Source organism: Streptosporangium sp. NPDC020145, from assembly GCF_040631275.1.
In the GTDB taxonomy this organism is placed as follows: domain Bacteria; phylum Actinomycetota; class Actinomycetes; order Streptosporangiales; family Streptosporangiaceae; genus Streptosporangium.
This window is the reverse complement of sequence record NZ_JBEXZT010000025.1, coordinates 51597-69867: the sequence shown is the minus strand read 5'-3', so window position 1 is coordinate 69867 and position 18271 is coordinate 51597. Positions and strand designations below refer to the sequence as shown.

Sequence of the window (18271 nt, the reverse complement as noted above, 5' to 3'; positions counted from 1 at the left end):
TGGAGGGGACATGAGGTTCCACGACAAGGTCGTCCTGGTCACCGGGGGCGGGTCGGGCATCGGCAGGGCCGTCGCCCTCGGCTTCGCCAGAGAGGGCGCCCAGGTGGTGGTCTCCGGCCGTGGACGCGAGGCCCTTGAGCAGACCGTGAAGCTGGCCGACGCCGACGCCGACACCGACGGTGGCCGGATCGCCGCGCTGACCGCGGACGTCACCGACTCGGCCTCCGTCGCCGCGCTGGTCGGCGAGATCGTCGGCCGGTACGGCAGGCTGGACGTCGCGGTCAACAACGCCGGGGTGCTGGCCACGGGCAAGGTCGCCGACCAGCCGGAGGATGACTTCGCCCGGGTGCTCGACGTCAATCTGACCGGCGTCTTCCTGTCGATGAAGCACGAGATCCCGGCCATGGTCGCCGGGGGCGGCGGAGTGATCGTCAACTTCAGCTCGCAGATCGGCGCGCACAAGCGCCTGCCCGGGTTCGGCGCCTACGCCGCCTCCAAGGCCGCGGTGACCGCGCTGACCCGCACCGCCGCGCTGGAGTACATCGGCCAGGGCGTGCGGATCAACGCCTTCAGCCCCGGCAGTCACGACACGTCGATGTCCATGCGGCCCGGCGAGACTGAGGCCGACCGGGCCGAGCGTGTGAAGGGCCAGGTTCCCGCGGGTCGCGTCGGCTCCCTCGACGAGGCGACCGGCACGGTCCTGTGGCTGGCCTCGGCCGACGCGGGGTACGTGGTCGGAGCCGACATCGTCGCCGACGGCGGTTCAACCGCCTGATCGCGCGTCGTAGGCCTCCCTGGCATCGCGGACCTGCTCGATGTTGCCCTCCGCCCACGACTTGATGGCCAGCATGAGGACCTGGAGGTCACGGCCGAGATCGGTGAGGGCGTAGTCGACCCGCACCGGGACCGAGGGGGTGACCGTCCTTTCGACCAGGCCGTCGCGCTCCAGGCTCCGAAGGGTCTGGGTGAGCATCTTCTGGCTGACGCCGGCGATGATCCTGTCCAGGTCGCTGTAGCGCCTCGGTCCGCCGGACAGCGCGTTCAGGACCAGGCTGACCCACTTGTCGCTGATCGCGTCGAGCAGTTGCCTGGCCGGGCAGGTGGCCAGGAAGGCGTCGTAGGCCACCTTCGCCTCCTGCCGCCGCTGCGCCGCCGTACGGGTGGTCATGGCGCCCCTTCCGGTGCGGTACGCACTTCCGGGTGCGTACTTCCTTATGGAGAGTAACACTCCATAGGTTCGCTTCATCGAAACCCTGAGGAGGCGATGATGCGCGCTGTGGTCGTTCGTTCGTTCGGCGGACCGGAAGTGCTTGGGATCGAGGAGGTCCCCGTCCCCGAGACGGGCGTGGGACAGGTCCGGGTCCGGGTCGAGGCGGCGGGCGTCAACCCCGTCGACGTGGCGACCAGGGCGGGAGTCCTCGTCGAAATCGGGCTCGCCGACCGGCGCGACGTGCACGGGATCGGCTGGGACCTGGCCGGGGTGGTCGAGGAGGTCGGCACGGGCGTCACCGGGTTCGCCCCCGGCGACCGGGTCGTGGGTCTGGTCGACCGGCTCGACCTTCCCCTGGGCGCCTACGCGGAACAGGTCGTGCTGGACGCCGACGCCCTGGCCCTCATCCCCGACGGCGTCACGGCCGTACAGGCGGCCACGCTCCCGCTCAACTCCCTCACCGCCGACCAGGCCCTCGACCTGCTGGAACTGTCCGAAGGCCAGAGCGTTCTGGTCACCGGCGCCGCGGGGGCGGTCGGTGGCCACGCCGTGGAGCTGGCCGTACTGCGCGGACTGCGGGTCGTCGCCGTCGCGGGCCAGGAGGACGAGGACCTCGTCCGCCGTCTCGGCGCCGAGTTCTTCGTGCCGCGCGGTGCCGAACTCGGCGCGGCCGTGAGGAAACTCGTGCCCGGAGGGGTCGACGGCGCCGTCGACGCCGCCGTGGTCGGTACGGCTGCGCTCACCGCCGTGCGCGGCGGCGGCTCCTTCGTGGCCGTCCTCGACGGCGCGGTCCCCCGCCCGCTGCGCGGCACCAGGGTGTCCAACGTCTGGGTCCGCGCCGACGGCGCACGGCTCGCCGAGCTCGCCGGACTGGCGGGTGAGGGACGGCTGAGCCTCAGGGTCGCCGACACCCTCCCCCTCGACGACGCCGCGAAGGCCCACGAACGGCTCAGCCGGGGCGGCCTCAGGGGGCGTCTCGTCCTGCTCCCCTGACGCATGTCAATCTTGGACGATGCTGACACTGGCCCACGTGAGCGACATCCACATCGATGACTCCCCCCGCAGCGTCGAACGGACCCGAGCCGTCATGCGTCACCTGGACGGTCTGCCCGGTCCGCTCGACGCCGTCATCGTGACCGGGGACATCGCCGACCACGGCACGGTGGAGGAGTACGAGATCGCCAGGCGGGCGCTCACCTCACGCCACCCGACCGTGATCTGCCCTGGCAACCACGACTCCCGGGCCGCCTTCCGCAAGGTCCTCCTCGACCAGGACGGCGACGACCCCGTCAACCAGGTCCTGCGGCTCGACGGCCTCGTCGTCGCCCTGTGCGACTCCAGCGTTCCCGGACGGCACGACGGCCTGCTGACGGAGGAGACCCTCGCCTGGCTCGACGGGGTGCTCGCCGAGTCGCCCGACGTCCCGGCCCTCGTGGGCATGCACCACCCGGCCGTCCCGCTGGGCATCCCGTACGTGGACGACATCCGGCTGCGCGAACCCGAGCGGCTCGAAGCCGTCCTGAGCCGTCACCCCCAGGTGGTCGCCGTCCTGGCCGGGCACGCACACACCCCCGCGAGCACCTGGTTCGCCGGTCGTCCCCTGCTGGTCGCCCCCGGTGTGATCAACACCCTGCTCCTGCCCACGGAGACCGCGGAACGCCGCTCGTTCGACCTCTCCCTGCCTCCGCAGATCGCCCTGCACGTCCTGGACGGCGACCGCCTCACCACCCACGTCCGGCCGATCCTGTAGGGCTCAGGGGTAGATCTTCTTGTGCTCGGCGAGCATCGTGACGTACCGCTCGATGCGGCGTGCCCTGGTCTCCGGCTTCTTGGCCTCCTGGACACGGTAAAGGACCGCGTAGCGGTTACGGCTGTCCAGCGTCGCGAAGAACTCCCGCGCGGCGGGGTTGCCGGCCAGGGCGAGCTCCAGGTCCTCGGGGACGGTCGCGGTCCGCGACCCTTCGTAGGCCGCCTCCCAGCGGCCGTCCTCCTTCGCGCGCTCGACCTCCAGCAGGCCCGCGGGCTGCATCCTGCCCTGTTCGAGCAGTGCGGCGACCTTGTCGCGGTTGACCTTCGACCACCTGCTCCGCGGCCTGCGCGGGGTGAACCGCTGCAACCAGTACGTGGTGTCGAAGCCCTTCTTCTGCCCGTCGATCCAGCCGTAGCACAGCGCCACGTCGAGTGCCTGGGGGTAGTCCAGCGACTCGACCCCCGGCACCTTCCTGGCGACCCTGAGCCAGAGCCCTGACGAGGAGGCGTGGTTGGCGGCCAGCCATTCCTCGAACGCCTCAGCGGAAGGGAAGAAGAGACTCTCCGGATCATCACTCATCGCGCCAGTCAACCACGCGGGAGCCGCCTCCGAAACCACCGCAAACCGGGTACGGCAGGGCCGTGGGACGGCCCCGGCGAGGGGCACGTACCGGCCCGGGAACGGCCCTGCCCCTCCCGTCCACAACGGACCGGGCGTCTCAGTGCGCCATGTCGACGAAACGGCTGTAATGCCCCTGGAAGGCCACGGTGACCGTGGCGGTCGGACCGTTACGGTGCTTGGCCACGATCAGGTCGGCCTCACCCGCCCGGGGCGACTCCCGCTCGTAGGCGTCCTCCCGGTGCAGAAGGATGACCATGTCCGCATCTTGCTCGATGGAGTTGTGGACGCTGATGCCGTTCGCCACAAAGTTGTGGGTACCGAGGACCGTGGCGTCGTAGACAGGTTCCTCCCCCTGGCTTTCGATCGACAGCACTTCGTCCCAGAAGACGTCGTTGGTCGCGAGCATCTCAAGTTCGGCGTCGTCCAGGATCATGGCGACCCTGCCCAGACGCTCCCGACTGGGAGCGCGCTTCCACAGGGCGCTACCGCAGAACTGCGTGCCGAGCTCGGAGGAGAACTCCCGATGGGTCATCCGCTTGTCCGCCAGCACGTCCTTGACACGATCCCAGACCTCACGAGGAATCGTGTCGAGGTTCGTGTTACCCGTGACCTCACGCAATGCCGCGACGCAGCGCGCGGCCTGGTCGGCCCGTTCACCGTGGACGCCGATGTCGTCGAGGAAGCGGAGCTGGTTCTCCGCACCGTAGACGTGCAACTGGTAGCCCGGACGGTGGTTTCCCTTGCGGACCTGCTTGATCCGTGTCATCACGTTGAAACGCAGCAGGAGCCTGGCGACGTCGTCCACCAGACGCCGGCTCGTCGATGCGTAGTAGACACGTGCCTGGCCGTTCTTCTCGTCCCACCAGACACAGCCGTCGGTCGCCCACAGGTGCCTGAGGAAGAGGGCGGTCTGAGACCGGGCCAGTGAGAAGACCTCGTCGGGAACATACTTCTCGTGGCTGCGCAGTCCGAAGAGGCCGAGAGTGTCCAGCCAGGCGGCGATCGGGTTGCGCTTGCCGTGGGTCAGCCGATAGGGGGCGGGCAACCGCAGGGTGGTCACCCTGGCCGCCTCGTAGTCATCCCGGACCGCCGTAACACCGAAGTGCGTGGCCGCCTCGGTCACGGCCGTCAGACACGCCTCGTCTTTGCTGGCGTAGCGAATCGGCTGAGACCTGACGAACGACCCGTCGCCGATCATGTGAGCCAGGAGCACGACCCTCTCCTGCGGCCACTCTTTGAGCTGCCGGGGAGCGGGCACATGCCGGGGTACGGCCAGCCGTGTCCCCTCGCCGAGCCGGTCCAGCGGGAGCCAGCCATCATAGGTCATGAAGGGGTGGTTGGCCGTAGCCCTGATCTCACGCCCCGACTTCATGCGGAGCAGGAAAACCTCCTTCACCCCACTGGGAAACACGTGGGTCATCGTGCGCGGCACGAGGCGGAGTCGTTCGTCCAGCGACCAGACGGGAATGTCTCGCTCGTCGCGTTCCAGCAGTTCGCCGAGGGAGACCTCGGCTCCGGTGTCGGCACGGAGAACCCTGGTGTCCGCGGTCAGGCATCCGGATTCGCGAAGGTCGCTGACCATGGGGCGTTTGTCGGTTCTCTGTTCCGGACCACGGTTCAGCTGGGAGATCGCGATGACCGGGACCTCAAGCTCCTTGGCGAGGAGCTTGATCGATCGGGAGATCTCCGAGACCTCGTTCTGACGGCTCTCCGTCTTCTTCGGCGAGGACATCAGCTGCAGGTAGTCGATGATGACGAAGCGCAGGTCGTTGCGCTGTTTGAGGCGGCGGCACTTGGCCCGGATCTCCATCATCGACATGTTGGGCGAGTCGTCGATGAACAGCGGCGCCTCGGCCACCTCGCCCATCCGCCTGGCCAGTTTGGCCCAGTCGTCGTCGGTCATCGTGCCCGAGCGCATCGACTGCAGCGACACCTTGGCCTCTGCGGACAGCAGACGCATCGTGATCTCGTTGCGCGACATCTCCAGCGAGAACACGACGGTGGTCATGCCGTGCCTGATCGCGGCGGACCTGGCGAAGTCCAGCCCGAGCGTGCTGTTGTGGGTGGGCACGCAGGCCCTTCCCGCGAGGTAGGTGTGGTCGGCGTTGTCCACCTCGACGCACCTGACCGGCACCGAGGGCACCGCCCTGACGTCCACGACGTGCCGCACCGGCTCGGTGGCGAGGTCGATCACATGGTCGATCACGGACCCGCTCATGGTCGCCCGGTGGCCGAGGCTCAGGGCCAGTTCGAGGACGTCCTCGGCGAGCGGTCCCTCCGTCGCGGGGATCCGGACCCGCTCATCGCCGCCCGCCAGGACCTTGAGCAGCTCGCGGCGCTGCTCCAGGGATGCCCGCAGGTAGGCAGGGGGGATACGCCCGCCCCCGAGTTCGTACGGCGGCACCGGCAGGTCGCGCTCGGGAAGGTCGAACGGCGCCGCGACCGCGACCGCGTGGGCGGGCCCGCCGTCCTCGGCGCGGAGCGTGCGGGCGATCTCCTCGGTCGTCACCACGGCGTGGACCGTCCGCCACTGGTGCAGGGCGTCGGCGACGATCACCGTGCCGTCGTCGAACTCGACCTCGTAGCAGGGTCGTCCGTGCAGCACGTCGGTCACGGCGACGACCCGGGTCGGCCTGCCGTCCGCGCCGATGAGGTGGTCGCCCCGGCCGACCTCGCCCATGGTGGTCCAGCCGTCCGGCGTCGGCAGGGGGGTGTCGAGGGCGAGCGCCTTGCCGATGGCGGGCCGGGCGGCCACGACGATCATCTGGCCGGGGTGGAGGCCGTTGGTGAGGCCGTCGAGGTCCTGGAAGCCGGTGGGGACGCCGACCATCTGGCCGCTTCTGCCGCCGATGGCCTCAAGCTCGTCGAGGGCACCCGGCATGATCTCGGCGAGGGGGACGTAGTCCTCGGAGGTGCGGCGTTCGGTGACCTTGTAGATCTCGGCCTGGGCGCGGTCGACGAGGTCGTCGACCTCCTCGTCCTGCCCGCCGTACCCGAAGGAGACGATGCGGGTGCCCGCCTCGATGAGGCGTCTGAGGATGGCCTGTTCGCGGACGATGCGCGCGTAGTAGCCCGCGTTGGCGGCGGTCGGCACGACGGAGGTCAGCGTGTGGAGGTAGGCGGCGCCGCCGACGCGGGCGACCTCGCCGCGTTTCTGCAGCTCACCGAAGATGGTGACGGCGTCGGCCGGGTCGCCCCTACCGTACAGGTCGGTGATGATGTCGTAGATGAGCTGGTGGGCGGGGCGGTAGAAGTCGTCGGACTTGAGGATCTCGACGACGTCGGCGATGGCGTCCTTGGACAGGAGCATGCCGCCGAGGACGGACTGTTCGGCCTCGATGTTGTTCGGCGGGGTGCGCTCGAATCCAGGCTCGAAGACAGGTGGCTCCGCGATGCTCACCTCGCACCCCCTCATTCGAACATGGTTTCGCCATCTTAAGGTTTAGCCGACCGGTCTGACAGTCTCGCGTCCCCCGGACGACGTGGCAACGCGGCCTGTCGACAGGGGTGTGGATAAGGTGTGCAGTTCTCGGCCAGACATGTGGGCAGCCTGGGGAAAGTCCTGTGGATAACCAGTGGGGTTTGTCCACAAGGCCTTGCTGAGCTGGGAAAACTTAATCCACTGCCTGTGGAGAAAAGAAAGTTGCGGCGACACGCCGTGAGCCTCCCCGGCTGTCCCGTTGGTCCCGCCGACGGCCTCCTCGGCGGTAAGAGACACAATGCAGCTATGCCGCTTACCTCCCGGACGGGCCGCGACCATGACAGGCAGATCCTGCGTCTGGCGGTCCCCGCCTTCGGAGCGTTGGTGGCCGAACCCCTGTTCCTGCTGACCGACACCGTCATCGTCGGCCACCTGCCCGCGCCCGCGCTCGGCGCCGTCGGCGTGGCGAGCACGGTGCTCGGCGCGCTGGTCTCCTTGTGCGTCTTCCTCGCCTACGGCACGACGGCCGCGGTGGCCCGTCAGGTCGGCGCGGGCAACACCGCGCGGGCCGTACGGCACGGCGGCGACGGCCTCTGGCTGGCCGCGGCCGCCGGGCTGGCGATCATCGCCGTTGTCTGGCCGCTCGCGCCCTCACTGGTCTCCCTGGTCGGCGCGGAGGGGGAGATGGCCCTGCAGGCGGTGACCTACCTGCGGATCAGCCTGCTCGGCGTGCCCGCCATGCTGCTGGTGCTGGCCGGGACCGGCGTACTGCGGGGCATGCAGGACACCACGACCCCGTTACTGGTCTCGGTCGGCTCCTTCGCGCTGAACGCGCTGCTCAACGTCCTGTTCGTCCTCGGTCTCGGCTGGGGTGTGGCGGGCTCCGCCTGGGGCACGGTGCTGGCCCAGTCGCTGGGCGCCGTCGTCTACCTGGCCCTCGTCTTCGGTCGGTACGGCGCTCCGATCCGCCCCGACCTGGCGGGCATCAGGTCGGCGGGAACGGCCGGGGTCGCCCTGATCATCCGTACGGCGTGCCTGCAGGTGGTGCTGGCCGTGGCGGCCACGCTGGCCACCCGCATGGGAGAGGGACAGATCGAGGCCCACACGATCGCCCTCAGGATCTGGACGCTGCTCGCCTTCGCCCTGGACGCCATCGCCATCGCCGGGCAGGCCATCACGGGCCACGCCCTGGGCGCCGGGGACGCCGAGGCGACACGGCAGGCGACCCGCAGGATGGTCGGGTGGGGGTTCGGCTCCGGCGTGGTGCTCGGGCTCCTGGTCCTCGCCGCCAGGCCGTTCGTGCCGGGTGTCTTCGACGCCGACCCCCAGGTCACGGAGCACCTGCTCGGCCCGCTGCTGGTCGTGGCGCTCCTGCAGCCGGTCGCCGGAGTGGTCTTCGTCCTGGACGGGGTGCTCATCGGCGCCGGTGACCAGCGCTACCTCGCCTGGGCGGGCCTGTGGACGACGCTGGCCTACCTGCCGGTCGCGCTGGCGGTCGTGCTGTCGGGAGGCGGTCTGGTCATGCTGTGGCTGGCGCTGGGAGTGTGGATGGGCGCCCGGTTCCTCGCCCTGGGGCTGCGGGCCAGAGGCGGGGCGTGGCTGGTGATCGGTGCGTGATCGGGAGGTGTCCGCCACGTAACCAGCAGACTCTTGTCCCACGGCGCCCCCTGCGGCACTGTGAGCAGTCCGGCAATACGGTTGTCCACCCTCCATGATTGGGACACGTCGTGCCCGAAGGTCACTCCTCGTCGATCGTCCGCCGCCTACCCCCCAGTGAAGCGACAAACCGATGGACCGGCGGCGCGCGCCATGGCCTGCCCAGGGCGTACGGCCCCATGGACCTCGTGGTCATGGGCGTCGGCGTCATGATCGGTGCGGGCATCTTCAGCCTCGCCGGACGCCAAGCGGCCACCATGGCGGGCCCCGGCGTCGTCCTCTCGTTCATGATCGCCGGTATCACCAGCCTGCTCGTCGCCTTCTGCTTCGCCGAGTTATCCTCGGCGCTGCCCACCTCGGGCAGCGCCTACACCTTCACCTACGTCATCTTCGGCGAGGTCTGGGCCTGGGCGGTCGGCTGGGCCCTGGTGCTCGAACTGCTGCTGGCCGGCGCGGGCGTCTCCCGCGTCTGGTCGCTGTACGCCGCCCAGCTGCTCACCGACCTCGGAGTGCGTTTCCCCGAACCCCTAGCCTCGTTCGTCGGCCGCTCCGAGGGGTTCGACCTGTTCACACTGTTCATCCTGGTGCTGATGACGGTCGTGATCACACTGGGCACCAGGATCGGCCTGCGGGCCCTGCGCGTCATCGTCGCCGCCAAGCTGCTGGCCATCGGCGCCGTCATCGTGGTCGGCGTCACCCACTTCGACCAGCGCAACCTGTCGGCCATCCCGGTTCCCCCGGCCCCCGCCGGGCCGTCCGTCGACGCCCTGCACTCACCGCTGCTCGGCCTGCTGTTCGGCCAGCCGGGCGCGTTCGGCTGGTTCGGCATCTTCGCCGCCTCGGCGGTCATCACCTTCGCCTACATCGGCTTCGACGTCGTGGCCACCGCCGCCGAGGAGGCCGAGGACGCCCCCCTGTCGGTGCCCAAGGGCATCATCCGCAGCCTGATCGTCACCACGGTCGTCTACATCGCGGTCGCGCTGGTGATGGTCGGCATGATCTCCTACGACAGGATCGACACCGAGGCGCCGCTCGCCAACGCCTTCCGCGCGGCGGGTGAGGGCTTCATGGTGCACGTCATCAACCTCGGCGCGGTCCTGGGCCTCACCACGGTCGTCCTGGTGCTGCTCGTCGGCCTGACCCGCGTCATGTTCTCCATGGCCAGGGACGGCCTTTTCCCCCGCTCACTGGCCAGGGTCGACCGGCGTTACCGCAGCCCGACCCGGGTGACGCTGCTCATCGGCGTCGTGGCGATCCTCATGGCCGAGTTCGTGCCGGTGCTCACGCTCGAACCGCTGGTCGTGATCGGCACCCTGTTCGTCTTCGTGGCCGTGGCCGCGGGAGTCCTCAGGATGCGGCGGACCATGCCCGACCTGCCCAGGGGCTTCCGCGTGCCGTTCTCCCCCTTCGTGCCGGTCGCCTCGATCGCCGCCTGCCTGTGGCTGCTGGTCAACCTCCAGATCGTCACCTGGCTGTACTTCGCCGCCTGGATGGCCGTCGGCCTGCTCGTCTACCTCCTGTACGGCAGGCACAACAGCGTGCTCGCCGGGAACGGGAGCGGCCCCGCCGGCTCCGGCCTGCGGGGACGGCACAGACGCTGAGGCTCAGATGCGACGGGCGTCGAGCACACTGCGCAGGAACCGCCTGGTCCTCGGCTCCTTGGGGTCGGTGAAGAACTCCTCGGGAGGCGCCTTCTCCAGCAGCACGCCGCCGTCGAGGAAGCAGACGGTGTCGGCGATCTCCCGGCAGAAACCCATCTCGTGGGTCGTCAGGATCATGGTCATCCCGCTCGCCTTGAGCTCCCTGACGACCTCAAGGACCTCCGCGACCAGCGCGGGATCGAGCGCGGAGGTCACCTCGTCGAGCAGCATCAGCAGCGGCTTGACGGCCAGCGCCCTGACGATGGCCACCCGCTGCTGCTGACCCCCGGAGAGCCTGTCGGGGTAGGCCCCCGCCTTGTCCGCCAGGCCGAACCTCTCCAGCAGCTCACGGGCCTGCTCCTCGGCCTGCCGTCTGCCGACGCCGTGCACCTTGCGGGGGGCGAGCGTGATGTTGTCGAGCACGGTCATGTGCGGGAAGAGGTTGAAGGCCTGGAAGACCACGCCCATGCGCTTGCGCACCGCGTCCGGGTCGGCGCGGACGTCGGTGATGTCCCTGCCGTCGAGGTGGATGGCGCCGTCGTCCACGGTGTCCAGCAGGCTCACGCAGCGCAGCAGCGTGGACTTGCCCGACCCCGAGGCGCCGACCAGGCAGACCACCTCGTGAGGCCGTACCTCAAGGTCGATGCCCCGCAGTACGGCGTGGCCGTGGTAGCTCTTCCACAGGCCCTCGACGGTCAGCAGATTCGTGTCCTTCACTGGCCCCTCCGCCGCTGGGACCTGGCCGCCAGATAGTCGGTGAGACGGGCGAGCGGAATGGTCAGCAGGATGAACAGCAACGCCCCGACCAGGTAGGGGGTGTAGTTGAACGTGCTCGCGGCGTGGATCTGGGCCTGGCGCAGCGCTTCGAGCGGACCGATCGTGGCGACGAGCGCGGTGTCCTTCTGCAGCGAGACGAAGTCGTTGAGCAGCGGCGGCACCACCCGCCGTACGGCCTGCGGCAGCACGACGTGCCGCATGGTGCCGCCGTGTCCCAGCCCGAGCGACCTGGCCGCGGCGATCTGACTGGGGTGGACGGAGTCGATGCCCGCCCTGAAGACCTCCGCGACGTAGGCGCCGTAGGACAGCGTGAGCGCGATGACGCCCAGCGTCGCCAGGTCCGTCGGCATGCCCTGCAGACCGAGGGCGGGCAGGCCGAAGCCGACGAGGTAGATGACCAGGATGGTCGGCACGCCGCGGAAGACGTCGGTGTAGGCGACCGCGAGGGCGCGCAACGGGAAGAACACCGGCGACCTGAGGCCGCGGACCAGCGCGACCGCCAGACCGACGAGCAGCACCAGCGGCTCGGCGATCAGGAAGATCTTGACGTTGAGCAGGAAGCCGCTCAGCACGTCGGGGAAGGCCCTGACGAACTGCTCGGGGTCGAAGAACGTCTCCCTGACCCGCACCCAGCCGGGCGAGGCGGTGACGCCCCAGACCAGCAGGACGACCACCAGGAGCGTCGAGACGGTCGCGATCGACCCCGAGCGGACCGAACGCCGCCTGAGCAGGCGTTCGCGCTCCACCTGCCGGGCGCTCTTCACCCAGCCCGAGGCGTCCGGCGAGGGTGGGACGGTCACTACTTCAGCTCCGGAGCGCCCGCCGCCGAGCCGAGCCACTCCTGCTCGATCTTGGCCAGTTCACCGGAGCCGGACAGCCTGCCGATCGCCTCGTTGACGCAGCGCACCAGCGGGCTGCCCTTCTCGAAGACCGCGCCGAAGACCTCGGGCGTGCCGGAGGCGGCGCCGAACTGGCCGACCAGCTTGGAGTTCTCGACCTGGGCCGCGGTCACGTAGAAGGCGGTCGGCAGGTCCACGACCACGGCGTCGACCTGCTTGTTCTTCAGCGCGTTCACCACGTCGATCTGCTCGTTGTAGACGTTCGGCTCGGCGGAGGGCTGGATGACGTCCTTGACCGCCTGCAGCGAGGTCGTCCCGACCTGCACACCGATCTTGGCGGTCTTCAGGGCCGCCAGGTCCGTGGCGGCGGCCGTCTTCGAACCGGCCAGCGCGACGACGGCCTGCTTGACCGTGTAGTAGCCGTCGCTGAAGTCGACGACCTTGGCCCGGTCGGGGGTGACGGAGACCTGGTTGAGGTCGAAGTCGAACTGCTTGGCGCCGGGGGCGAAGGCCGAGTCGAACTTCACCGTCGACCAGGCGACCTCACCGCTCTGGAAGCCGAGCTCCTTGGCGATCGCGTAGACGACGGCGCTCTCGAAGCCCTTGCCGTTGGACGGGTCGTCGTCCTTGAACCACGGCTCGTAGGCCGGCTTGTCGGTGCCGACGGTCAGCTTGCCCGGCGTCTTCAGGGCGAGCTGGTCCTTGGCGCAGGAGGTGGCGGGTGCGGACGCGTCGGCCTTGCCGGCGTCGGCGCCCGTGCCGGTCGTCGAATCCGACGCGGGCGCACAGGCGACCGCGGTGGCGGCGAGGGCGCCGAGTGCGAGCAGCATCGAGGGGCGAAGCATGGAGGACCTCCAGGGGAAACGACAACTCCCGAATTGTACGTATTGTCGGTAACGGTAAGTTAACCAGCCCCATCGGTCGGGAATAGCGCCTCCCAAACGGACGAGGGCCCCCTTCCAGCGGGAAGGGAGCCCTGTCACCGACGATCTCGTACGGTGTCGGCGTGGCCTCAGGCCGCGACGACCTCGACGTCGAGAGCTGCGGAGACCTCCGGGTGCAGCTTGACGCTGACCCGGTGGGAGCCGAGGCTCTTGATCGCGGAGGCGATCTCGATGCGACGGCGGTCGAGCACCGGGCCGCCGGCGGCCTTGACGGCCTCGGCGACGTCACTCGTGGTGATCGAACCGAAGAGACGGCCGGACTCGCCCGCCTTCGTCTTCAGCACCACCTTGAGGGACTTGAGCTGACCGGCGACCTCCTGGGCGGTGCCCAGGTCGCGGATCTCGCGGGCGTCGCGCGCCTTCTTGATCGAGGCGATCTGCTTCTCGCCACCGCGGGTCCACAGGATCGCGAAGCCACGGGGGAGCAGGTAGTTACGGCCGTAGCCGTTCTTGACCTCGACGATGTCGCCGGGGGCGCCGAGGCCGGTGACCTCACTGGTGAGAATGAGCTTCATCTGTCCGGACCTCCTTAGCGCGCGGTGCTCATGTACGGCAGGAGCGCCATCTCACGAGCGTTCTTGATAGCGGTCGCCACGTCACGCTGGTGCTGGGTGCAGTTGCCCGTCACCCGGCGGGCACGGATCTTGCCGCGGTCGGAGATGAACTTCCGAAGCAGCGCCGTGTCCTTGTAGTCGACGTAGGAGATCTTGTCGTGGCAGAACAGGCAAACCTTCTTCTTAGGCTTGCGCAGTGCCGGCTTGGCCATCGTGGTGCTCCTTTCAGAGCCCCGCCGTGCGGCGGGAATGGTCGCTGCGGATATGGACTGGTTTTCTCAGTGCGGTCCCGGCCGTCCCGGAGGACGGCCGTGGATGGACCTAGAAGGGCGGTTCGTCGCTGAAGTCGCCGCCACCGAAGTTGTTGCCGCCGCCGTAGTTGCCGCCCGACGGCTGACCGCCGCCGAAGCCGCCACCCGACTGCTGGCCGCCGTAGTTGCCGCCGCCGCCGTAGTTGCCGCCCCCCTGGGGAGCGGGCGCGGCCGAGGCCCACGGGTCGTTGGCGGGACCGCCGCCGAAGCCACCGCCACCGCCCTGACGGGCGGTCTTGTTGACCTTGGCGGTCGCGTTCCTCAAGGACGGGCCGACCTCGTCGACCTCGACCTCGTAGACCGTGCGCTTCTCGCCTTCCTTGGTCTCATAGGACCGCTGGCGCAGCCGTCCCTGAACGATGACCCGCATGCCGCGCTGCAGGCTCTCGGCGACGTTCTCCGCCGCCTGCCGCCACACGTTGCAGGTCAGGAACAGGCCTTCGCCGTCCTTCCACTCGTTGGTCTGCTTGTCCAGGAACCTCGGAGTGGACGCGATGCGGAACCGGGCCACGGCTTGCCCCGTAGGGGTGAAACGCAGCTCGGGGTCGTCGACGAGGTTGCCGACGATGGTGATCGTGGTGTCGCCTGCTGCCATGGCTAGCGTTGCCCTTCCTGCGGCCTTTCGCGGTCTATCGGCTCAGAGTACGGCTGCCTCCCGACAAAAGTCGGGGTTAGTGCACGTCCGGACGCAGGACCTTGGTGCGGAGGATGCCCTCGTTGAGGTTCATCTGCCGGTCGAGCTCCTTGACCGTCGCGGGCTCGGCGGTCAGGTCGATGACGGCGTAGATGCCCTCGGGCTTCTTGGCGATGTCGTAGGAGAGCCTGCGACGACCCCACACGTCGACCTTCTCCACGGTGCCGCCGTCGTTGCGGACGACACTGAGGAACTGGTCGAGGGAAGGGGCCACGGTGCGCTCATCGAGCGAAGGGTCGAGGATGACCATCACTTCGTAACGACGCATGCTGGCTTCCAACCTCCTCTGGACTTTTGCGGTCACGACACCGTGTCGTGACAGGAGGACGCTGACGTCTTCACCGCGGACGCCCATTTCGGCGCCCATGGCGGAGGGTGGCGATGACACACCCATGCGACGTAGCCGTGCCAGCCTACCAGGCTGTCAATGGTTGGGCCGTCAGGACGCGGGCACTCCTCTAGCAGAGGAAAGGGGAGGTGGAACCATGCCCGACGCGCCTCGTCTATCTGGAAACCCGATCTCCCGAATACTGGACAACGACGGTCAGCGGCATCCCGTGCAGAACGTCCTGAGCGTCGTCACCATCGCCTGCGGTCTGATCGCCTTCGTCGCCGGGTTCTTCCCCGCCGCGCACGCGGTCGCCTGCTGGCTTGGCGTGGTTGGGTTCGTCGGCGGCCTCTACTCCCAGTACGTCTCGGCGACGACCCCGGAACGCGCCCTCAACATCGTGGGCATCGTGGCCTCCTTCGTAGGCGTCGCCTTCGGCATCTACCACGGCGGCTTCTACCCCTGAGCCAGCTCTTTTCTCAGCAGGGCGATGTCCTCCGCCTGGCCGTCGCCGGGGGTTTCGACCACGATGGGGGCGTTGGCCTTCCGGCAGGCGGCGAGGATGAGGTCGGTGTCGATCTGGCCCGCGCCGAGGTTGGCGTGCCGGTCCGCGCCCGAGCCCGCGGCGTCGCGGGAGTCGTTGCAGTGGATCAGGTCGATCCGGCCGGTGATGGCCATGATCTGCTCGACCGCCTGCTCCAGGTCGATGCCTCCGGCCCAGGCATGGCAGGTGTCCAGGCAGAATCCGACGTCGAAGCCGTCGAGGGCCTCCCACAGCCGGGCGATGCTCTCCAGTTTCCGCGCCATGGCGTTGCCGCCGCCCGCGGTGTTCTCGATGAGCACCGGGACCTCGTGCTCCTCAAGGCGTTCGAACACCTTGCGCCAGTTGTCGAAGCCCTTCTGGGGGTCGTCGCCCGCGTTGACGTGGCCGCCGTGCACGATGAGGCCCTTGGCACCGACCTCGGCCGCCGCCGCCAGATGGGAGCTGAGCAGCTTCCTGCTGGGGATGCGGATCCGGTTGTTCGAGGTGGCCACGTTGATGACGTAGGGGGCGTGGACGTAGGCGGCGACGTCGGAGTCCTTGATGTCCCGTGTCTTGTCCCCGATGACGGGGGCCTTCCAGCCCTGCGGGTCTCCGAGGAAGAACTGCGCCACCTCCGCGCCGCGCGCCCTGGCGTGGGTCAGTGGATCGTCCTGGTCGACATGAGCTCCGATTAGCGGCATGTGTTCGAGCGTAGCCGTTTCGGCAAGCCGTACGGGGGCTCCGTCCACGACAAGGGATGGTAATCCCCAGCCTGTGGATAACTTTTCTGGATTACTTTTCGCCGGAAGTGGGTAGGGATGATCACCCCGCCCTGACACTCTCCAGATAGGTCAGCGCGTTGAGCAGCATCAGGGGGGTCGTCAGCAGCGCGTAGACGACGAGCACCCACCAGCGTCCCCGGGCGCCGGCCCTGGCCACGAGCACGAAGACGGGCCACCACAGCAGTACGGCGCGCGGAATCGCCAGGTAGGAGGCCGAACAGATCAGAACTCCCGCCTGGAGCCCCATGTAGACGAGTTCGCTCCAGCGCCGCAGGAACAGCAACAGCAGCACCAGCCCGACCGCGAAGACCGCCCCGGCGAGTTCCATCTGGAACAGCAACGCGGAGCGTTCCTCGGCGAGGGCGGAGCGCCAGATCGAGGCCAGCGACTCCCAGGGCCACACGAACCACCGGCCCCAGCCCGCCTCCTGCGCCTGCCCCCAGGTCAGCCAGTCTCCGCCGTTGAGCCGCTGCCAGCCGGAGCGCAGCAGCAACGGCGCGAACGGCAGCGCCAGCCATCCCGCCCGCCGTACCGGGGTGCCGGAGCCGAAGAACTCGACGATCAGGGCGAGGGCGAGGAACAGCCCGGTGATCCGTACGCATGACGCGCCCGCGGCCAGGGCGGCGGCCAGTGGCCAGCGGCCCCGGCGCGCGGCCAGCCAGGCGGGGATCGCCAGGGCCAGGAACAACGACTCGTCGTAGCCCGCCACCAGGAACACCGACGTCGGCCAGAGCAGCAGCGCCACGGCCGCCCGCCGGCCACCGGGGCGCCGCCCCTCAGGCTCGGCCGTCTCGGTGTCTGCCAGCTTGGCCAGCGCCACCACGGCCACCGCGCAGGCCGCCACCGAGACGAGCGCCCCCGTCAGCGACCAGTCGGTCGTGAACAGGGGCGCGGCGAACAGGGTCAACGGTTGTGTCTCAGGAGAGGGCGAGCCTGAACTTGTCGGGGGCTCCGTCGAAGACCCCGCCCGACCGGTCGTCGATCCCGTCCTGCCTGAGCACGTCCTTGTCCGGCCTGAGGATGTCGCGCACCACGAAGCCCATCATGATCAGGATGGTGATCACCCGGCCCCACACGGCGGTGAAGTAGGTGTCGTCGGTGATGCCGAGGGCCGCGCTCTCCGGCCTCTGGGTCAGGAGGTAGAGCCAGATCGCGAAGAAGTACCAGCACTCGGCGATCTGCCACAGGGCGATCGGCTTCCAGTTCGGCCTGGCCAGGACGGCGAAGGGGATCAGCCACAGGACGTACTGCGGCGACCACACCTTGTTGGTGATCATGAAGGCGGCCAGGGTGAGGAAGCACAGCTGCATCAGCCGGGGCCGCGTCTTGGCCGTCACCGCGAGCACGGCGATCGCCAGGCAGCAGGCGCCGAGCGAGACGATGCCCAGCATGTCGAGCCGTTCCGGATCGCCCAGGAACGGCCACTGCTTGTTGCCGAAGAAGTACCAGATGGAGCCCCAGTCGGCGCGCCGCTCCTGGCTGAAGACGTAGAACTTGCTCCAGCCGGGGAAGGCGGCGAGCATGACCGGGACGTTGACCACGAGCCAGGAGGCCGCGACGCCGCCGACGGTCTGCAGGAACGGCTTCCACTTCCCGGTGCGCGCCGTCAGCAGGAACAGCGGGCCGAGGAACATCACCGGGTAGAACTTCGTGGCGATGGCCAGCCCGAGCATGACGCCCGCGAGCCACTGCCGCTGCTTCGACCAGGCGAGCATCGCGGCCAGGGCGAGGGCGCCGGCCGCCAGGTCCCAGTTGATGTAGGCGGTGAGGATCAGCGAGGGGGCCAGGGCGTACCAGAGCGCGTCCCAGCGCCGGGTGGGACCGGCGAGCGCGGCCATGAGCACCACGCCGACGATCAGGCACAGGGCCATGAGGATCACGGTCAGGTCGTAGAAGGCGACCGCGGGATCAGCCATGGAGGAGGCGATCCTACGGAAGATCTCCATGATCCCGCCGATGCCGACGGGGTACTCGACCGGGTAGTCGAAGTAGGGGATCTTGCCCTCGCTGAGCTTCTCGTTCCACCACAGCGGATAGATGTCGGTGTAACAGAAGTTCGTGAACTGCAGGGTTCCGTCGTTCCAGGCCCCGCCGAACCGGCAGGGCCACTTCCACAGGAAGGAGAGCACCGCCCCCAGGGCCCCGAAGAGGGCCAGGGGGATGTAGGGGGTGACTCGCGCGCCTAAGGAGGGCAGCGCGACAGGCATTGTCTGGGCGCTCT

At 69.0% G+C, this 18271-nt stretch carries 19 protein-coding genes; 6 read left to right on the top strand and 13 right to left on the bottom strand.

Features of this window, described 5'->3' with window-relative positions:
- Positions 1-10: 10 nt before the first annotated feature.
- The gene (locus ABZ463_RS32765) at positions 11-775 is read left to right on the top strand and encodes an SDR family oxidoreductase (RefSeq protein ID WP_362782013.1); all 765 of its coding nucleotides are present in this window, start codon (positions 11-13) and stop codon (positions 773-775) included.
- On the opposite strand, the gene ABZ463_RS32760 is transcribed toward ABZ463_RS32765, so the two are convergent.
- The gene (locus ABZ463_RS32760) at positions 764-1168 is read right to left on the bottom strand and encodes a helix-turn-helix domain-containing protein (protein WP_352013666.1); all 405 of its coding nucleotides are present in this window, start codon (positions 1166-1168) and stop codon (positions 764-766) included. The two genes, ABZ463_RS32765 and ABZ463_RS32760, sit on opposite strands and share 12 nt — an antisense overlap.
- 99 nt (positions 1169-1267) lie before the next feature.
- Between ABZ463_RS32760 and ABZ463_RS32755 the strand changes: the two genes are divergently transcribed.
- Entirely contained in the window at positions 1268-2203 is a 936-nt protein-coding gene (locus ABZ463_RS32755) for an NADP-dependent oxidoreductase (RefSeq protein WP_362782009.1), read from the top strand.
- A gap of 19 nt (positions 2204-2222) precedes the next feature.
- Positions 2223-2960, top strand: a complete 738-nt coding sequence (locus ABZ463_RS32750) for a phosphodiesterase (RefSeq protein ID WP_352013664.1) — start codon at positions 2223-2225, stop codon at positions 2958-2960.
- A 3-nt stretch (positions 2961-2963) separates the two neighbouring features.
- On the opposite strand, the gene ABZ463_RS32745 is transcribed toward ABZ463_RS32750, so the two are convergent.
- Together ABZ463_RS32745 and ABZ463_RS32740 are read right to left on the bottom strand one after the other, a co-directional pair.
- The gene (locus tag ABZ463_RS32745; protein ID WP_352013663.1) at positions 2964-3539 is read right to left on the bottom strand and encodes a YdeI/OmpD-associated family protein; all 576 of its coding nucleotides are present in this window, start codon (positions 3537-3539) and stop codon (positions 2964-2966) included.
- 139 nt (positions 3540-3678) lie between these two features.
- The gene (locus ABZ463_RS32740) at positions 3679-6981 is read right to left on the bottom strand and encodes a replicative DNA helicase (protein WP_362782006.1); all 3303 of its coding nucleotides are present in this window, start codon (positions 6979-6981) and stop codon (positions 3679-3681) included.
- A gap of 327 nt (positions 6982-7308) precedes the next feature.
- On the opposite strand from ABZ463_RS32740, the gene ABZ463_RS32735 reads away from it, so the two are divergent.
- Together ABZ463_RS32735 and ABZ463_RS32730 are read left to right on the top strand one after the other, a co-directional pair.
- Complete coding sequence (locus ABZ463_RS32735) at positions 7309-8619, top strand: MATE family efflux transporter (RefSeq protein ID WP_352013661.1); 1311 nt, start codon at positions 7309-7311, stop codon at positions 8617-8619.
- 218 nt (positions 8620-8837) lie between these two features.
- Positions 8838-10259 (top strand): amino acid permease, encoded by a 1422-nt coding sequence (locus tag ABZ463_RS32730; protein ID WP_352013660.1) that lies wholly within the window; start codon positions 8838-8840, stop codon positions 10257-10259.
- A gap of 3 nt (positions 10260-10262) precedes the next feature.
- On the opposite strand, the gene ABZ463_RS32725 is transcribed toward ABZ463_RS32730, so the two are convergent.
- From ABZ463_RS32725 to rpsF, 7 genes are all read right to left on the bottom strand, one after another.
- On the bottom strand, positions 10263-11015 hold the full coding sequence (locus ABZ463_RS32725; RefSeq protein ID WP_362782001.1) for an amino acid ABC transporter ATP-binding protein: 753 nt from the start codon (positions 11013-11015) through the stop codon (positions 10263-10265).
- Positions 11012-11875: an amino acid ABC transporter permease gene (locus ABZ463_RS32720; RefSeq protein WP_362781999.1), complete on the bottom strand. Its 864-nt coding sequence runs from the start codon at positions 11873-11875 to the stop codon at positions 11012-11014. Before ABZ463_RS32720 ends, ABZ463_RS32725 begins: the two co-directional genes overlap by 4 nt.
- The gene (locus ABZ463_RS32715; RefSeq protein ID WP_362781997.1) at positions 11875-12759 is read right to left on the bottom strand and encodes an ABC transporter substrate-binding protein; all 885 of its coding nucleotides are present in this window, start codon (positions 12757-12759) and stop codon (positions 11875-11877) included. The genes ABZ463_RS32720 and ABZ463_RS32715 overlap by 1 nt, the downstream gene beginning before the upstream one ends.
- 167 nt (positions 12760-12926) lie before the next feature.
- On the bottom strand, positions 12927-13373 hold the full coding sequence (gene rplI, locus ABZ463_RS32710; protein WP_352013656.1) for a 50S ribosomal protein L9: 447 nt from the start codon (positions 13371-13373) through the stop codon (positions 12927-12929).
- 14 nt (positions 13374-13387) lie between these two features.
- The gene (gene rpsR, locus ABZ463_RS32705) at positions 13388-13624 is read right to left on the bottom strand and encodes a 30S ribosomal protein S18 (RefSeq protein ID WP_012895699.1); all 237 of its coding nucleotides are present in this window, start codon (positions 13622-13624) and stop codon (positions 13388-13390) included.
- A gap of 109 nt (positions 13625-13733) precedes the next feature.
- Positions 13734-14318, bottom strand: coding sequence for a single-stranded DNA-binding protein (locus ABZ463_RS32700; protein WP_352013655.1), 585 nt, complete (start codon positions 14316-14318; stop codon positions 13734-13736).
- A 76-nt stretch (positions 14319-14394) separates the two neighbouring features.
- Positions 14395-14685 (bottom strand): 30S ribosomal protein S6, encoded by a 291-nt coding sequence (gene rpsF / locus ABZ463_RS32695; RefSeq protein WP_068928239.1) that lies wholly within the window; start codon positions 14683-14685, stop codon positions 14395-14397.
- A gap of 217 nt (positions 14686-14902) precedes the next feature.
- Between rpsF and ABZ463_RS32690 the strand changes: the two genes are divergently transcribed.
- Positions 14903-15211: a hypothetical protein gene (locus ABZ463_RS32690; protein WP_362781993.1), complete on the top strand. Its 309-nt coding sequence runs from the start codon at positions 14903-14905 to the stop codon at positions 15209-15211.
- Here the strand turns inward: ABZ463_RS32690 and ABZ463_RS32685 are convergent.
- The 3 genes from ABZ463_RS32685 to ABZ463_RS32675 form a co-directional block, all read right to left on the bottom strand.
- Positions 15202-15969: a deoxyribonuclease IV gene (locus ABZ463_RS32685; protein ID WP_362781990.1), complete on the bottom strand. Its 768-nt coding sequence runs from the start codon at positions 15967-15969 to the stop codon at positions 15202-15204. The two genes, ABZ463_RS32690 and ABZ463_RS32685, sit on opposite strands and share 10 nt — an antisense overlap.
- Before the next feature lie 121 nt (positions 15970-16090).
- On the bottom strand, positions 16091-16957 hold the full coding sequence (locus tag ABZ463_RS32680; protein WP_362781987.1) for a hypothetical protein: 867 nt from the start codon (positions 16955-16957) through the stop codon (positions 16091-16093).
- Between the two features lie 10 nt (positions 16958-16967).
- The gene (locus ABZ463_RS32675) at positions 16968-18257 is read right to left on the bottom strand and encodes a glycosyltransferase 87 family protein (protein ID WP_362781985.1); all 1290 of its coding nucleotides are present in this window, start codon (positions 18255-18257) and stop codon (positions 16968-16970) included.
- Positions 18258-18271 lie beyond the last annotated feature (14 nt).

Bases quoted from the DNA above. Each gene is read 5' to 3' on its own strand.
- ABZ463_RS32765 (WP_362782013.1), top strand. From the start codon at position 11: ATGAGGTTCCACGACAAGGTCGTCCTGGTCACCGGGGGCGGGTCGGGC.
- ABZ463_RS32760 (WP_352013666.1), bottom strand. From the start codon at position 1,168: ATGACCACCCGTACGGCGGCGCAGCGGCGGCAGGAGGCGAAGGTGGCC.
- ABZ463_RS32755 (WP_362782009.1), top strand. From the start codon at position 1,268: ATGCGCGCTGTGGTCGTTCGTTCGTTCGGCGGACCGGAAGTGCTTGGG.
- ABZ463_RS32750 (WP_352013664.1), top strand. From the start codon at position 2,223: ATGCTGACACTGGCCCACGTGAGCGACATCCACATCGATGACTCCCCC.
- ABZ463_RS32745 (WP_352013663.1), bottom strand. From the start codon at position 3,539: ATGAGTGATGATCCGGAGAGTCTCTTCTTCCCTTCCGCTGAGGCGTTC.
- ABZ463_RS32735 (WP_352013661.1), top strand. From the start codon at position 7,309: ATGCCGCTTACCTCCCGGACGGGCCGCGACCATGACAGGCAGATCCTG.
- ABZ463_RS32730 (WP_352013660.1), top strand. From the start codon at position 8,838: ATGGACCTCGTGGTCATGGGCGTCGGCGTCATGATCGGTGCGGGCATC.
- ABZ463_RS32715 (WP_362781997.1), bottom strand. From the start codon at position 12,759: ATGCTTCGCCCCTCGATGCTGCTCGCACTCGGCGCCCTCGCCGCCACC.
- rplI (WP_352013656.1), bottom strand. From the start codon at position 13,373: ATGAAGCTCATTCTCACCAGTGAGGTCACCGGCCTCGGCGCCCCCGGC.
- rpsR (WP_012895699.1), bottom strand. From the start codon at position 13,624: ATGGCCAAGCCGGCACTGCGCAAGCCTAAGAAGAAGGTTTGCCTGTTC.
- ABZ463_RS32700 (WP_352013655.1), bottom strand. From the start codon at position 14,318: ATGGCAGCAGGCGACACCACGATCACCATCGTCGGCAACCTCGTCGAC.
- rpsF (WP_068928239.1), bottom strand. From the start codon at position 14,685: ATGCGTCGTTACGAAGTGATGGTCATCCTCGACCCTTCGCTCGATGAG.
- ABZ463_RS32690 (WP_362781993.1), top strand. From the start codon at position 14,903: ATGCCCGACGCGCCTCGTCTATCTGGAAACCCGATCTCCCGAATACTG.
- ABZ463_RS32685 (WP_362781990.1), bottom strand. From the start codon at position 15,969: ATGCCGCTAATCGGAGCTCATGTCGACCAGGACGATCCACTGACCCAC.
- ABZ463_RS32675 (WP_362781985.1), bottom strand. From the start codon at position 18,257: ATGCCTGTCGCGCTGCCCTCCTTAGGCGCGCGAGTCACCCCCTACATC.